10 protein-coding genes are annotated in these 13,671 nt (G+C 66.9%); 3 read left to right on the top strand and 7 right to left on the bottom strand.

Annotated elements, in window-relative coordinates:
• Positions 1–223: 223 nt before the first annotated feature.
• From secF to QRO93_RS13985, 5 genes are all read right to left on the bottom strand, one after another.
• Positions 224–1,204, bottom strand: coding sequence for a protein translocase subunit SecF (secF, locus tag QRO93_RS14005; protein WP_049456823.1), 981 nt, complete (start codon positions 1,202–1,204; stop codon positions 224–226).
• Positions 1,205–1,219: 15 nt separating this feature from the next.
• On the bottom strand, positions 1,220–3,076 hold the full coding sequence (gene secD / locus QRO93_RS14000) for a protein translocase subunit SecD (protein ID WP_053449502.1): 1,857 nt from the start codon (positions 3,074–3,076) through the stop codon (positions 1,220–1,222).
• A 61-nt stretch (positions 3,077–3,137) separates the two neighbouring features.
• Positions 3,138–3,482, bottom strand: coding sequence for a preprotein translocase subunit YajC (gene yajC, locus QRO93_RS13995; RefSeq protein ID WP_006434333.1), 345 nt, complete (start codon positions 3,480–3,482; stop codon positions 3,138–3,140).
• A 133-nt stretch (positions 3,483–3,615) separates the two neighbouring features.
• A complete protein-coding gene (gene tgt / locus QRO93_RS13990; RefSeq protein ID WP_006434331.1) occupies positions 3,616–4,746 on the bottom strand; it encodes a tRNA guanosine(34) transglycosylase Tgt in 1,131 nt (376 codons plus the stop codon).
• A 79-nt stretch (positions 4,747–4,825) separates the two neighbouring features.
• Positions 4,826–5,923 carry an alpha/beta hydrolase gene (locus QRO93_RS13985; RefSeq protein ID WP_180880955.1) on the bottom strand — a complete coding sequence of 366 codons (1,098 nt, stop codon included), beginning with the start codon at positions 5,921–5,923 and terminating at the stop codon, positions 4,826–4,828.
• A 221-nt stretch (positions 5,924–6,144) separates the two neighbouring features.
• Here QRO93_RS13985 and QRO93_RS13980 point away from each other — a divergent pair, with 221 nt between their 5' ends.
• The gene (locus QRO93_RS13980) at positions 6,145–7,110 is read left to right on the top strand and encodes a hypothetical protein (RefSeq protein ID WP_285304265.1); all 966 of its coding nucleotides are present in this window, start codon (positions 6,145–6,147) and stop codon (positions 7,108–7,110) included.
• 13 nt (positions 7,111–7,123) lie between these two features.
• On the opposite strand, the gene queA is transcribed toward QRO93_RS13980, so the two are convergent.
• Positions 7,124–8,191 (bottom strand): tRNA preQ1(34) S-adenosylmethionine ribosyltransferase-isomerase QueA, encoded by a 1,068-nt coding sequence (gene queA / locus QRO93_RS13975; protein WP_180880953.1) that lies wholly within the window; start codon positions 8,189–8,191, stop codon positions 7,124–7,126.
• Between the two features lie 211 nt (positions 8,192–8,402).
• Here queA and QRO93_RS13970 point away from each other — a divergent pair, with 211 nt between their 5' ends.
• Both QRO93_RS13970 and QRO93_RS13965 read left to right on the top strand, forming a co-directional pair.
• Positions 8,403–9,899: an aminotransferase class III-fold pyridoxal phosphate-dependent enzyme gene (locus tag QRO93_RS13970; RefSeq protein WP_180880952.1), complete on the top strand. Its 1,497-nt coding sequence runs from the start codon at positions 8,403–8,405 to the stop codon at positions 9,897–9,899.
• 100 nt (positions 9,900–9,999) lie between these two features.
• Positions 10,000–10,593 (top strand): TIGR00730 family Rossman fold protein, encoded by a 594-nt coding sequence (locus QRO93_RS13965; RefSeq protein WP_006434211.1) that lies wholly within the window; start codon positions 10,000–10,002, stop codon positions 10,591–10,593.
• Between the two features lie 19 nt (positions 10,594–10,612).
• Here QRO93_RS13965 and QRO93_RS13960 read toward each other — a convergent pair whose 3' ends face one another.
• Positions 10,613–13,456 carry an EAL domain-containing protein gene (locus QRO93_RS13960; RefSeq protein WP_053449496.1) on the bottom strand — a complete coding sequence of 948 codons (2,844 nt, stop codon included), beginning with the start codon at positions 13,454–13,456 and terminating at the stop codon, positions 10,613–10,615.
• Positions 13,457–13,671: the final 215 nt, after the last annotated feature.

Genomic DNA, 13,671 nt, shown 5'->3' with positions numbered 1-13,671 from the left:
ACGGTCGGCACCCACCAACAGCCGCAGGAAACGATCTGGGGCAGAGCCCCCTGAGTCAGGGGGCGGCCGCGAAGCGGCGGGGGTCTGGGAGCTGGTAAGTGGGGCCCACGGTTCGCGCAGCGAAGCGTGGGAGCGACAGCGCGCATGCGATGACGCGTACCAGCCCTGCCAACAAAAAACCCCGCTTGCGCGGGGTTCTCTGTGTGCTGCGCGCCGCAGGTGATTACGGGCGACGGGCCAGAGCCTCGACGTCCTTCGCCTTCGGCAGCAGGTCCTGCTTGCTGACGCGCAGGAAGCCGATCGTCAGCATCGGCACCGCCACCAGGATCGAGGACAGCACCACGATCACCGCACCGATCATGTGCGTCTCGGCCAGGCCTTCCATCGAGCTGCCGCCGTACATGTACAGGGCAAGTGCCGACAGGAAGAACATCACCGCCGTGATCACCGTACGCGACAGCGTCTGGTTGATCGAACGGTTCAGCACTTCCATCGAGTCCACGCGCAGGCTGCGGAAGTTCTCGCGGACGCGGTCGAACACCACGATGATGTCGTTGATTGCAAAGCCCATCACCGACAGCAGGCCAGCCAGCACGGTCAGGTCGAACTCACGGCCCAGCAGGGACACGTAAGCCACCGTCACGATCAGGTCGAACATCGCCACGATGCTGGCGGTGACCGCGAACTTCCATTCGAAGCGCACCGCGATGTAGATCAGGAAGCCGGCCAGCATGAAGATGGTGGCATACAGGCCATTCATCGCCAGGTCCTTGCCGATCTGCGGGCCAACGAACTCGTTGCGCAGCACGGTGGCCTGGTTGTCGGCGGTGGACAGTGCCTTCACCACGGCCGCGGCGGTGGCCTTGTCCTCGGCAGCGGCGTCGCCGGTACCCGGGGCATGCTCGCCGTGCGGGGCCAGGCGGATCAGCAGGTCGGTGTTGCCACCGACACTCTGCACCTGCGCGCCGTCAAAGCCGTTTTCCTCGAGCTTGGTACGCACCTGCTCGACGTCCACCGCCTTGTCGAAGCGGGCTTCGATCAGCGTGCCGCCGGTGAAGTCCAGCGCATAGTTGAAGCCCTTGAAGCCGATGATGGCGACCGAGGCCAGGAACACCACGATGGTGACCGCCATGGCGACATGGCGCCAGCGCATGAAGTCGATCTTGGTGTCGTTCGGGAGGATGTGCAGCGGAAACAGTTTCATGTGCGTGTCGTCCCGTCAGATGGCCACGTTCTGGAGCTTCTTGCGGCTGCCGTAGATCAGCGTCGCCAGTGCGCGCGACACGGTGATCGCGGTGAACATGGAGGCGAAAATACCGATGATCATGGTCAGCGCGAAGCCCTTCAGCGGACCGGTACCGAATGCGAACAGCGCCACACCGACGATCAGGCCGGTCAGGTTGGCGTCGAGGATGGTGCCGGAGGCACGCTCGTAACCGGTCACGATCGCGGTCTTGCCCGGCACGCCGGCACGCAGTTCCTCACGGATACGCTCGTTGATCAGCACGTTGGCGTCCACCGACAGGCCGACCGACAACGCCAGGCCGGCAAAGCCCGGCAAGGTCATGGTCGCGCCGAACATCGACATCACCGCCACCACGATCAGCAGGTTGAACAGCATCGCGATCGAGGTGATCACGCCGAACATGCGGTAGTAGATGCTGAAGAACACCAGGGTGAACAGGAACGCGAACACCACTGCGCGCATACCGTTCTTGACGTTCTCGGCGCCCAGGCTCGGGCCGACCACGCGCTCTTCGACGAAGTCCATCGGCGCCGCCAGCGAGCCGGACTTCAGCAGCTTGGCCAGGTCTTCGGCTTCCTTCTTCTGCAGGCCAGTGGTCTGGAAGTTCTTGCCGAACACGCCGTTGATGTTGGCCACCGAGATCACTTCCTCGTTGACCTTGAAGCCACGCACTTCCTGGCCGTCGACGACGGTCACGGTCGGCACGCGCTCGGTGTAGACCACCGCCATCGGCTTGTTCACGTTGGCGCTGGTGAAGTCGAACATGCGCTGGCCGCCGACATTGTTCAGCGTGACGCTGACCGCCGGCGAGCCACTGTTCGAATCGGTCACCGCCTGCGCGCCGACCATCTGGTCGCCGGTGACAATCACGCGCTTGTTCAGCAGCACCGGGCCACCGCCATCACGGCGCTGGTAGACCTTCGCTTCCGGCGGGATGCGGCCGGAGGCGATCGCGTCCTGCGCATTGCCTTCGACCACCGCACGGTATTCCAGGGTGGCGGTGGCGCCGATCATGCGCTTGGCTTCGGCGGTGTCCTGCACGCCCGGCAGCTGCACGACCACGCGGTCGGCACCCTGGCGCTGGATGATCGGCTCGGCCACGCCCAGCTGGTTCACGCGGTTGCGCAGGGTGTTGATGTTCTGCTCGATGGCACCGTTGGCGATCTGGGTGATCTCGGCCTCCGGGATGGTCACCGTGATGCGGCTGCCGCTGACGTCGTAACCGAGGGTCGGCTGCGCCTTGACCAGCGCGGTACGGGCGAGCTGTGCCGCGTCATCACCGGCCGACGGGCTCAGGTTGGCCACGATGCTGTTGTCGGCACGACGCTCCACCGACTGGTAGGCGATGCGGGCGTCACGCAGCGTGCTGCGCACGTCTTCGGTGTAGGCGTCCAGGCGCTTGTCCAGGGCGGCCTTCTGGTCGACCTGCAGCACGAAGTGCACACCGCCCTGCAGGTCCAGGCCCAGCACCATCGGGCGACCGCCGAGGTTGGCCAGCCAGTCCGGCACGGTCGAGGCCAGGTTCAGCGCCACGGTGTACTGCTCGCCGATGGTGTCACGCAGGGCGTCGCTGGCAGCGGACTGCGCCTTCAGGTCCGGCAGGCGGACGATCAGGCTCTCCCCTTCCTTCTCGGCGCCAATGGTGGTGATACCGGCCTTGTTCAGGTCGGCCAGCACGCGGTCGCGCAGCGCATCGTCGACCTGCCCGCCACGGTTGGCGGTGATCTGGATGGCCGGGTCCTTCTGGTAGATGTTGGGCAGCGCGTACAGCGCGCTGAGCGCCAGTACGATCAGGATGACGACGTACTTCCAGCGTGGAAATTCGAGCATTGCTTGGGTCCCGCGCGGCGCCATCCCCGGCGCCGCGGTTGTGCTTCGGAAAGGGAGTGGCTTACTGGGCCGACTTCAGGGTACCGGCCGGCAGCACGTTGCCGACAGCGCCCTTCTGCACGCGGATGCGCACGTTGTCAGCCACTTCGATGGTGATGAAGTTGTCGCCGATGTCGGTGACGATGCCGGCGATGCCGCCGTTGGTCAGCACTTCGTCGCCACGCTTGATCTTCTCCAGCATGGCCTTGTGCTCCTTCTGCCGCTTCATCTGCGGGCGGATCATCAGGAAGTACATGATGGCGATCAGGATGATCGGGAACAGCAGCGTGGTCAGGCCCATGCCCTGCGGTTGGCCGCCGGCGGCCTGGGCGTGGGCGGCGGGAATCAGGAAAGCAAGCAGGTTCATCGTTGGTCCTTTGGTTGGGCGGCGCTCCGGCCCTTTCACGGGCACGGCGTGTCGACCGCAGATCTGGGTCAGCCTTGAAGTATGCCACGGCCCCGGGCGTTCGTCCTTGGGCCGTTTGGCAGGGGGTGTCCGGTTACAGGGGCGGCGCGACCGCCCCCCGTGCCGCGTAGAAAGACTCACGGAAGGCCAGGAAGGTTCCCGCCTCGATCGCCGCACGGATGTCGGCCATCAGCTTTTCGTAATAGAACAGGTTGTGCAGGGTGCCCAGCATCGGCGCCAGCATCTCGTTGCAGCGGTCCAGGTGGCGCAGGTAGGAGCGGGTGTAGCCGCCGGTGCAGGCCACGCAGCCGCAGCCCGGCTCGATCGGGTCCATGTCGCGAGCGTACTGGGAGTTGCGGATGCGGACGGTACCGAACGAGGTGAAATAGTGGCCGTTGCGGGCGTTGCGGGTCGGCATCACGCAATCGAACATGTCCACGCCGCGTGCGACACCCTCGACCAGATCCTCCGGCCGGCCCACGCCCATCAGGTAGCGCGGGCGGTCGCCCGGCAGTTCCGGGTCCAGGTGGTCGAGCATGGCATTGCGCTCGTGCTCCGGCTCGCCCACGGCCAGGCCGCCGATGGCGTAGCCGTCGAAGCCGATCGCCTGCAGGGCCTCGGCCGAGCGGCTGCGCAGGTCGGTATGCACGCCACCCTGGACGATGCCGAACAGGGCCGCATCGTTGCCCAGCTCGTCATGCGCGTTGCGGCTGCGCTGGGCCCAGCGCAGGCTCAGTTCCATCGAGCGGCGGGCGACATCTTCGGTGGCCGGGTACGGGGTGCACTCGTCGAAGATCATCACCACGTCCGAATCGAGCACTTTCTGGATCTTCATGCTCTCTTCCGGGCCCAGGAATACCCGGGCACCGTCGGTCGGCGAGGCGAAGGTCACGCCCTGCTCGGTGATCTTGCGGCGATGGGCCAGCGAGAACACCTGGAAGCCGCCCGAGTCGGTCAGGATCGGGCCATCCCAGCGGCAGAAGCCGTGCAGGCCGCCGTGGTCGGCAATGATGTCCAGGCCCGGGCGCAGGTACAGGTGGAAGGTGTTGCCGAGGATGATCTCGGCGCCCAGCGCGCGCACCTGGTCCGGCAGGATGCCCTTGACCGAGCCATAGGTTCCCACCGGCATGAAGGCCGGCGTTTCCACCGTGCCACGCGGGAAGGTCAGGCGGCCACGGCGGGCACGGCCGTCGCGGGTCTTGAGCTGGAACTGCAGTCGGGACATGGAGCGGTCATTCAGGCAAATAGTCGCCCATTGTCTCCCAAAACCGGGCGCCGACGAACCCGTGACCTGTCTGCGCCGTTCAGCGCCCTGCCCGCTGGCGCCAACGCTGCGCCAGCAGGTCGGCCAAGGCCTCGGCCTGGATCGAATTCAGGATGTCGTTATGGTTGGCGGAGACGCTGTCCTCGCCGGCAATCACCCATACCGGCCGCTGCTGCATCGGCACGCAGCCCTGGCCGGGTATGCTGACCGCGCGCAGCACGAAGCGGCCATCGGCCAGGGTCGCGGTACAGGTATCCGCTGGCGTGGGTCGACAGGCATCCCCTGTATTGCAGACCTTGGCACGGTGGGTCTGCCGCTGGCGGTCAAAGCCGATCGGGGTATCGCGGAAGGCGATCCGGTAGCCCCAGCCCACCGCCTTGTCGCCCTGCGCCTGCAGCACCGTGACCTTGCGATGCTGGCGCAAAGCGTCTGCTGCCGTGATCGAGACCGCGCCGCTGAACGCCGGCGATGCCGCCCACGCTGCGACCAGCGCCTGCTCGACCGCGTCGAATTCGCCTTCGGCCACCGCCGGGTTGAGCATGAAGTACTCGAAGCCGTGCAACTGCTCCTGCGCCAGTCCGTCCTTGATCGCATGGAACAACGCCGAGCCGCCAAAGCTGTGGCCGATCATGTAGACCGCACGCTCGGGGTGCTGCTCGCGCAGCATCGTCACCACCTGCGCCAGCCCACCCTCACCAACGGCTATAGACGCGTTCTTCCGGTCCCATACGGTCAGGAAGTCGCTCGGCTCCCAGGCCAGTGGGGTGTCGATGGAATCGCCCCGCCAGCCCACGTACAGCCCTCTCACCGGCGCTCCAGCCTTGGCCTCGACGCTCGCAAGGAACCGGTCAAAATCGGTGAAATTGCTGTCGTTGGGCGATGCGTTGTGGTGCCAGCCGTTGATGAATACCACCACAGGCAGCTCTGCCGGCTCCTCCGCCAGCCAATGCTGCAGGCGGTCGAACTGGCCCGGCCAATGGAACCGCCCCGCATCATCGATCTCGATCACCATGCGCTCGCTGCGCGCCGGTGCGTCGAGTCGCACGGCCTCGTGCTCGGGCCAGTAGGCGACATCGGGCACGCTGGTACAGGACGAAAGACCGCACACGATCAGGCACAGGCCGGCAATCCGCCGCATGAGCGTTCTCCTTGGTGGGGCACAGGCCCCTCCCCGGGGCCTGCGCGCTGCGATCCTAGCCTGCGGTCACGGGCACTGGACGACCGCCTGTCGGAAGGTCCAGACTGCCGCTGCGATGTATCGAACCGGGGGGAACGATGCTGCACCCAGCACTGCGGGCCGGCTGCCTGATTCTGGCCGCTGCCCTGGCCTGCGCGCCCTGCGCGGCCTTCGAACTGCAGATGGTGACCCGTGCCCAAGCCAAGGATCTGCGCACCAGGCTGGACCAGCTTGGCGTTCGCGGCGTCTCGTTGCAGATGATCCTGGATAGCGGCTACGAGCCCGTGCACGAGCGCATCATGCTGATGTCGTACGGCTGCCCCGGCCAACCATCCTGCGCGGCCCATTCCGAGCGCGGCCATATCAGCATGGGGCTGCAATGGAACGACAATCCCCCGGATGTGCCCTCCCTTGGCGCCTGCCAGGGGAAGGTAGTGATGATGCCGCACCGGAGCGGAAACTGCTGGCTGGCTCATATGCTGAAGGCCAAGCGCAATCCCGATGCCGGTTACGGCGAAGCGTCACTGATGGCGCAGCGCTCGCACTACGGCGACATGCAGTTCCTGCATGCCATGGCGAGCGAGCCCGGTGAAGCGGCGTCGACCACGCTGGAACACATGATGGCCTGGGCCGAGTACAGCTACCGCCTTTCCCTGCGCGGAGGCCTGGAGCAGTTGGATGTGGAGGCACCGGTACGTCAGTTCGCCGGCCTGGCGCCCTGGTTCCAGGCCGAAAAGCGCCACTGGACCGGCGCCGACCTTTTCATGTTCGGCCACGAGTACGACGAACCATTGATACGCGACATGGCATTCGGCTCCCTGCTGCATCTGCTGCAGGATTCCTACTCGCAGAGTCATGTCCAGCGCGACTACGCTGCCGATGGCTTACCCATCGAACGCCTGTTGACCTATCGCGGGCAGTCCAGCCACTGCCACGCCAAGGCCGATCGCAAGGGCCCGGAGGGAAAGAAGCCGCTGGCGGCCAACCTGCGCGCGGCAATCGAGATGGGTCGCGAGCTGATCGCACTCCGCGAACGCACTGCACCGTGGACGGAGGCCGAAGGCCTGCTACGTGGCAGCGCCTTCCGCCTCGCGGCGGACGTGCAGCCAGCCGGCACCGGGGCGTTCACCAGCAAGAACTGCAAGTAGCAGGCGCGGCGCCTCAACCCGCCTGCGGGAACAGCAGCATCGCGTCGCCGTAGCTGAAGAAGCGGTAGCGCTGCTCGATCGCGTGCTGGTAGGCCTCGAACACGCGGTCCTTGCCGGCGAACGCGGAGATCATCATCAGCAGCGTGCTTTCCGGCAGGTGGAAGTTGGTCACCATCGCGTCGACGCTGCAGATGCGGTAGCCCGGGGTGATGAAGATCTGCGTCTCGCCAGCGAACGGCAGCAGCTCGCCATCGCGCATCGCGCTTTCCAGCGCCCGCACGACGGTTGTGCCGACGCCGATCACCCGGCCACCGGCCGCACGCGTGCGCCGCACCTGCTGCACCAGCTCCGCGCCGACGTTCAGCCACTCGCGGTGCATCACATGATCCTTCAGGTCATCGGCACGAACCGGCTGGAAGGTGCCCGCGCCCACGTGCAGGGTGACGTGGCCGAAGTCCACGCCCTTCTCCTTCAGCGCGGCCAGCAGCGGTTCGTCGAAATGCAGGCCGGCGGTCGGCGCGGCCACCGCGCCCACTTCACGCGCGAACACGGTCTGGTAGCGCTCGCGGTCGTCCACGCCCGGCTCGCGCTGGATGTACGGCGGCAACGGCAGGCGGCCGGCGTGCAGCAGCCACTGCTCCAGTGACTCGGGCACATGGAACTGCAGCACGTAGAACTCGCCGTCGCGGCCCAGCACCTCGGCTTCGCCGCCGGCATCCAGCGCGATGCGGCTGCCGGCCTTCGGCGACTTGCTGGCACCCACCTGCGCACGCGCCTGCTGGCCGCCGAGCAGGCGCTCGATCAGGATCTCCACGCGGCCACCGCTGGCCTTCTGCCCGAACAGGCGGGCCGGAATCACCCGGGTGTCGTTGAACACCAGCAGGTCGCCCGGCTGCAGCTGTGACGGCAGGTCACGCACCTGCAGGTCGGTGAAGCCTGCCGGGGCGGGTGGCACCAGCAGCAGGCGGCTGGCGGAACGTTCGGCCAGGGGCGCCTGCGCGATCAGTTCGGCCGGCAGGTCGTAGTTGAAATCGGACTTCTTCAAGGCAGTGGGCGGCAACAGGTCGACAATGGCGCGCATTGTACGTCCAGCGTCTGCGAGCCGGCGCGCTTCGCGGCGAACGTCGTGCAAAATGCTGCTATGCAGCAGGTTTCTGCGGGGTTATCGCGCAAAAAAACAAGTGCTAGCATCGAGCCGGAAGTCCGCTGCACGAGCCTGCCCCCAAGCGCGCGTGATGACGCGCGTTTTGCTTTTGAAGACCCGTGCGACCCATTGTTTCAGGAGATCTGCAATGAGCTTCATCGAACGCCTCGCCCCCCTGCGCACCCAGCCCGGCACCCGCCTCACTACTGGCCTGGACGACGCCACCCTGACCGCCCTGTCCGCCCGCCATCCGCAGCTGGTTGCCGCAGTGGAGGCTGCCGCCGAGGAATTCGCGCGCGTGCAGGCCGACCTGGGGCCGCTGCTGGCGCAGGACGAGCAGGCGCAGATCGACGCGATGCAGGACGGCTTCGTCAATTTCTACGCCGATGACGCAGTGACCCCGTATGTGGCGCTGGCCGCGCGCGGTCCTTGGGTGGTGACCCTGAAGGGTGCGGTGCTGTACGACGCCGGCGGCTACGGCATGCTCGGCTTCGGGCACACCCCGGATGCCGTGCTGGAGGCGATGGCCCGCCCGCAGGTGATGGCCAACATCATGACCCCGAGCCTGTCGCAGCAGCGTTTCATCACCGCCCTGCGCGCCGAGATCGGCCATCGCCGTGGCGGCTGCCCGTTCGCCCGGTTCATGTGCCTGAACTCCGGCTCCGAGGCAGTCGGCCTGGCGGCCCGCATCGCCGACGTCAACGCCAAGCTGCAGACCGACCCGGGCGCCCGCCACGCAGGCGCGGCGATCAAGCGCGTGGTGGTCAAGGGCAGCTTCCATGGCCGTACCGACCGCCCTGCCCTGTATTCCGATTCCAGCCGCAAGAGCTACATGCAGCACCTGGCCAGCTATCGCGGCGAGGACTCGGTGATCACCGTGGCGCCCTACGATGAGGCCGGCCTGCGCAAGGTGTTCGAAGATGCTGCGCGCAACCACTGGTTCGTCGAAGCCGTGTTCCTGGAACCGGTGATGGGCGAAGGTGACCCGGGCCGTTCGGTGCCGCCTGCGTTCTACGCGCTGGCCCGCGAACTGACCCGTGCACACGGCAGCCTGCTGCTGCTCGATTCGATCCAGGCCGGCCTGCGCGCGCATGGCGTGTTGTCGGTGGTCGACTACCCGGGCTTCGAAGGCCTGGACCCGCCGGACATGGAGACCTACTCCAAGGCCCTCAACGCTGCACAGTACCCGCTCTCGGTGCTGGCGGTGACCGAGCATGCCGCGCAGCTGTACCGCAAGGGCATCTATGGCAACACCATGACCAGCAACCCGCGTGCACTGGATGTGGCCTGCGCCACCCTCGCCCAGCTGACCCCGCAGGTGCGTGCCAACATCGCCGAACGGGGTGCCGAAGCGGTGCGCAAGCTGGAGCAGCTGAAGGGCGAACTGGGCGGGCTGATCACCAAGGTGCAGGGCACCGGCCTGCTGTTCTCCTGCGAGCTGGCCCCGCAGTTCAAGTGCTACGGCGCCAATTCCACCGAGGAATGGCTGCGCCAGCACGGCATCAACGTGATCCACGGCGGCGAGAACTCGCTGCGGTTCACCCCGCACTTCGGCATGGACAGCGAAGAGCTGGACCTGCTGGTGGGCATGGTCGGCCGCGCCCTGCGCGAAGGCCCACGCCGCGAGCAGGCCGCCGCAGCGTAAGAACGCCCAACGCGTCATACTCCATGGATACCCCGCCCGCAACCGCTGATCCGGTTGCCGGCGGGGCGTTTTCGTTTCCGGCCTAGAGACAGGAAGATCCATGAAATCGATCTGTGTGTACTGTGGTTCCAACGCGGGCAGCAAGCCGGCCTACACCGAACGCGCCATTGCCCTGGGTGACCGCATCGCCCGCGACGGCCTGCGCTTGGTGTACGGCGGCGGCAACGTCGGCCTGATGGGAACCGTGGCCAACGCCGTACTTGCCGCCGGCGGTGAAGTAACCGGCGTGATCCCGCGCCAGCTGGCCGACTGGGAAGTGGCCCATCGCGGCCTGACCGAACTGGAAATCGTCGGCTCGATGCACGAGCGCAAGTCGCGCATGTTCGACCTGGCCGATGGCTTCGTGGCCCTGCCCGGCGGCTTCGGGACAATGGAAGAAATCTTCGAGATGCTGACCTGGCGCCAGCTGGGCATCGGCAACAAGCCGTGCGCGTTCCTCGATGTGGATGGCTTCTATGCACCGCTGATCGGCATGATCGATCGCATGGTGGAGGAGCGCTTCCTGCATCCGGACCAGCGCCAGGACCTGTGGTACGGCTCGGACATCGAAGAGATGCTGACCTGGATGCAGAACTACCAGCCGGCACAGGCCTCGAAGTGGATCGACGAGAAACGGCGCGCCGCGCTGCGTTGATGCCCTTGCACGCGGCGGCTCAGGCCACCGCGTGCACCCGGGGCGCAGGCCGGCCCAGCAGGTAGCCCTGGCCGTAATCACAGCCGAGTTCGCGCAGGGTCTGCCGCTGCGCCTCGGTCTCGATGCCTTCACCGATGGTCTCGATGCCCAGCGTGCGCGCCAGCGACAGCACGCCTTCAACCAGCGCGCGCGTGCTCTGCACTTCCGGGCCGTGCAGGCCGGCGATGAAACTCTGGTCGATCTTCAACGTGCTGATCGGGAAGCGGTGCAGGTAGGACAGCGCCGAGAAACCGGTACCGAAATCGTCCAGCTGCACCTGGATGCCACGCTCGCGCAGGCCCTGCAGGATGCGCAGCGTATGCGGGCCATCGTCCAGCAGCGCCACCTCGGTGATCTCCAGGCGCAGCCTGCGCGGATCGGCACCGCAGGTGTCGAGCAGGCCGAACAGGCGATCACTGAATTCCGCCGAACGGAAATGGCGCGGCGACACGTTCACCGAGACGTAGCCCTGGCCGCCCTTGCCCAGGCCGGCGATGACCTGCTCGTAGATCAGCCAGTCGACCTGTTCGATCAGCCCGCTTTCCTCGCCCAGCTCCAGGAACGCGCCCGGCAGCAGCAGGCCACGGCGCTCGTGCTGCCAGCGCAGCAGCGCTTCGTGCCCGACCACTTCGCCATCGGACAGGCGCACGATCGGCTGGTAGAAGGGAACGAAATCGCGGTTGTTGATCGCGCGGCGCAGATCGGCTTCCAGGTCGAGGCTGCGCATTGCCTGTTCGCGCATGTCCTCATCGAAGATCGAGCAACGATCGTGGCCCTGCGCCTTGGCACGGTACATCGCGGCATCGGCATCGCGCAGCAGTTCTTCACCCGTGCGGTAGCGCGGGTTCCACAAGGCGATGCCCAGGCTGCCGGACGGGAACAGCTCGCGCCCGGCGATCCACATCGATTCCTGCAGCGCCAGCAGCAACCGCTGGCCGAAGTCCAACGCCTGTGCCAGGCCCTGCGGGCACTGCAGCAACACGGCAAACTCGTCGCCGCCCAGCCGCGCCACCACATCCTCGGGGCCGGCCATCGACACGATGCGTTTGGCCACTTCCACCAGCATGCGGTCGCCGGCCGCATGGCCGATGCTGTCGTTGACCAGCTTGAAACGGTCCAGGTCGAGGAACAGCACGGCGAACACCGGGCCGCCCTCGCGCCTGGCCAGCGCCAGCGCATCCTGCAGGCGGTCGAGCAGGTGCAACCGGTTGGGCAGGCCGGTCAGCGCGTCATGCATGGCCTGATGGGTCAGGCGCTGTTCGGCACGCAGGCGCTCGCCGATCTGGCCGAGCAGTTTTTCGTTCACCTCGGCCAGTTCGCGGGTACGCTCCTCCACCCGCTTTTCCAGCTCGGCATGCGCCGAGCGCAGCCGCTGCTGGTCTCGCTGGCGGGCCAGCCCGGTGCCGATGTTCTGCGCGACGAAGGTCAGCAGGCGCTGGTCGTGCACGCTGAACGTGCTGTTCTCGCTGTAGCTCTGCACCACGATCGCGCCGACCACTTCATCGTCGCGCAGCAGGGGCACGCCCAGCCAGCAATGCGAGCGGGCGCCGGATTCGCGCACTTCGCCGGTGGCCAGCAGCGCGTCGATCTGCGCACGCGAGGCCAGCAGCGGGCGCCGGTTGCGCACCACGTACTCGGTCAGGCCGCGGCTGAACGGCCGTGGCGCACGACTGGCATTGTGCTCGTCCACCGAATAGACGAAATCCAGTCCATTGCCCGCCGGGTTGACCAGTGCGATGTAGAAGTTGCGCGCATCAAGCAGGCGCCCGACCACGCCATGCACCTGCCCGTAGAACTGGGCCAGGCTGTCGGCCGACATCGCCATCTCGGCAATGTTGTACAGCGCGGTCTGCAGCTGTTCGGCGCGACGGCGCTCGGTCACTTCATCCTGCAGGCTGTGGTTGGCGCGCTGCAGTTCCTGCGTGCGCCTTTCCACCTGCTGCTCCAGCCGTACCTGCGCCTGGCGCCGGTCCATGGCGGTCTGCACGTGCTGGGCCACGAACCCCAGCAGGGCCCGCTCGGCCTCACCATAGCGGGCAGCCTGTTCATAGCTCTGCACCACGATGGCGCCGCATACGCGGCCATCGCGCAGCATCGGCACGCCCAGCCAGTCCAGGCTTTCCGGCCCGCGCTGGGGGTCGTGCTCCTGCTCCATCACCCGCGCCAGCAGTTCGCGCGACGGGCCACTGAGCGGCCTGCCATGGCGCAGCAGCGCTACGGTCAGACTGCGAGGCATCTCGCTGGCGGCGTGGCTCTGCGATGGATCGGCAACGAAATCATCCACCTGGTCGGCGAAGTACAGGAAGCGGATCTGGTCCCGCACATCGTCGTACTCGACGATGTAGCAGTTCTCCGCGTACATCAGCGTGCCCAGCACGCCGTGCACGTGGCGCAGCATCTCGCCCATCTCAAGGTCGGCACCGGCCAGGTCGGCGATCTGGAACAACGCCTGCTGCAGGCGCTCGGCCTCTTCCAGCGCCTTGATCTGCCCGGCCTGGCGGCCACGCTGCAGGGCCAGTTCCATCGCCTGCCGGGCCAGCCCCCACCACGCGGACGAGGGCGCCGCGCCGGCCACCGACAGCAGCAGCCGCGCACCGTCGTACTCCCAGCCGTGCTGGCCATCGCCGATGCCAGGTTCCCCGGAGGCGCACCCCGTCACCGCCAGCAAGGGCCATCCGCCCTGGCCACAGCCCAGCTGCGGGTCATCCCAGCCCACACGGACCACCGCCGATTCCGGCAACAGCGCATGCAGCGCGCGCACCAGCGCCGTGCTCAGCACGACCTCGTGTGGTGGCTCTTCCGCCGGTTCAGCATACGTGGACAAATGACAATCTCTTGGCGCCGTCTGTGCGTCGCCTCCCCTGAGCCGTCGAGCATAGCGCGCCACCCGGGGGGCAATGGAAGCCCGCAAACCCCGAATCGTGCGCCCGTACGTTTTTCCTGCTGTCCGTAGCCCCTTGCGCGCCATGAACCCTGCCCTGCCCGCCCTCGCCACCGGCTATGCGCCATCGCCTGCAGGCCTTACCCTGTACGCCGTGG

The organism is Stenotrophomonas maltophilia group sp. Smal17, from assembly GCF_030237045.1.
Classification (GTDB): Bacteria; Pseudomonadota; Gammaproteobacteria; order Xanthomonadales; family Xanthomonadaceae; genus Stenotrophomonas; species Stenotrophomonas forensis.
The sequence above is the reverse complement of the archived record's forward strand: the minus strand, read 5'-3'. Positions and strand labels throughout refer to the sequence as shown.

What these genes read in the sequence shown, in the direction of transcription:
- secF (WP_049456823.1), bottom strand. Translation starts at nt 1,204, where the DNA reads ATGAAACTGTTTCCGCTGCACATCCTCCCGAACGACACCAAGATCGAC.
- secD (WP_053449502.1), bottom strand. Translation starts at nt 3,076, where the DNA reads ATGCTCGAATTTCCACGCTGGAAGTACGTCGTCATCCTGATCGTACTG.
- yajC (WP_006434333.1), bottom strand. Translation starts at nt 3,482, where the DNA reads ATGAACCTGCTTGCTTTCCTGATTCCCGCCGCCCACGCCCAGGCCGCC.
- tgt (WP_006434331.1), bottom strand. Translation starts at nt 4,746, where the DNA reads ATGTCCCGACTGCAGTTCCAGCTCAAGACCCGCGACGGCCGTGCCCGC.
- QRO93_RS13985 (WP_180880955.1), bottom strand. Translation starts at nt 5,923, where the DNA reads ATGCGGCGGATTGCCGGCCTGTGCCTGATCGTGTGCGGTCTTTCGTCC.
- QRO93_RS13980 (WP_285304265.1), top strand. Translation starts at nt 6,145, where the DNA reads ATGGTGACCCGTGCCCAAGCCAAGGATCTGCGCACCAGGCTGGACCAG.
- queA (WP_180880953.1), bottom strand. Translation starts at nt 8,191, where the DNA reads ATGCGCGCCATTGTCGACCTGTTGCCGCCCACTGCCTTGAAGAAGTCC.
- QRO93_RS13970 (WP_180880952.1), top strand. Translation starts at nt 8,403, where the DNA reads ATGAGCTTCATCGAACGCCTCGCCCCCCTGCGCACCCAGCCCGGCACC.
- QRO93_RS13965 (WP_006434211.1), top strand. Translation starts at nt 10,000, where the DNA reads ATGAAATCGATCTGTGTGTACTGTGGTTCCAACGCGGGCAGCAAGCCG.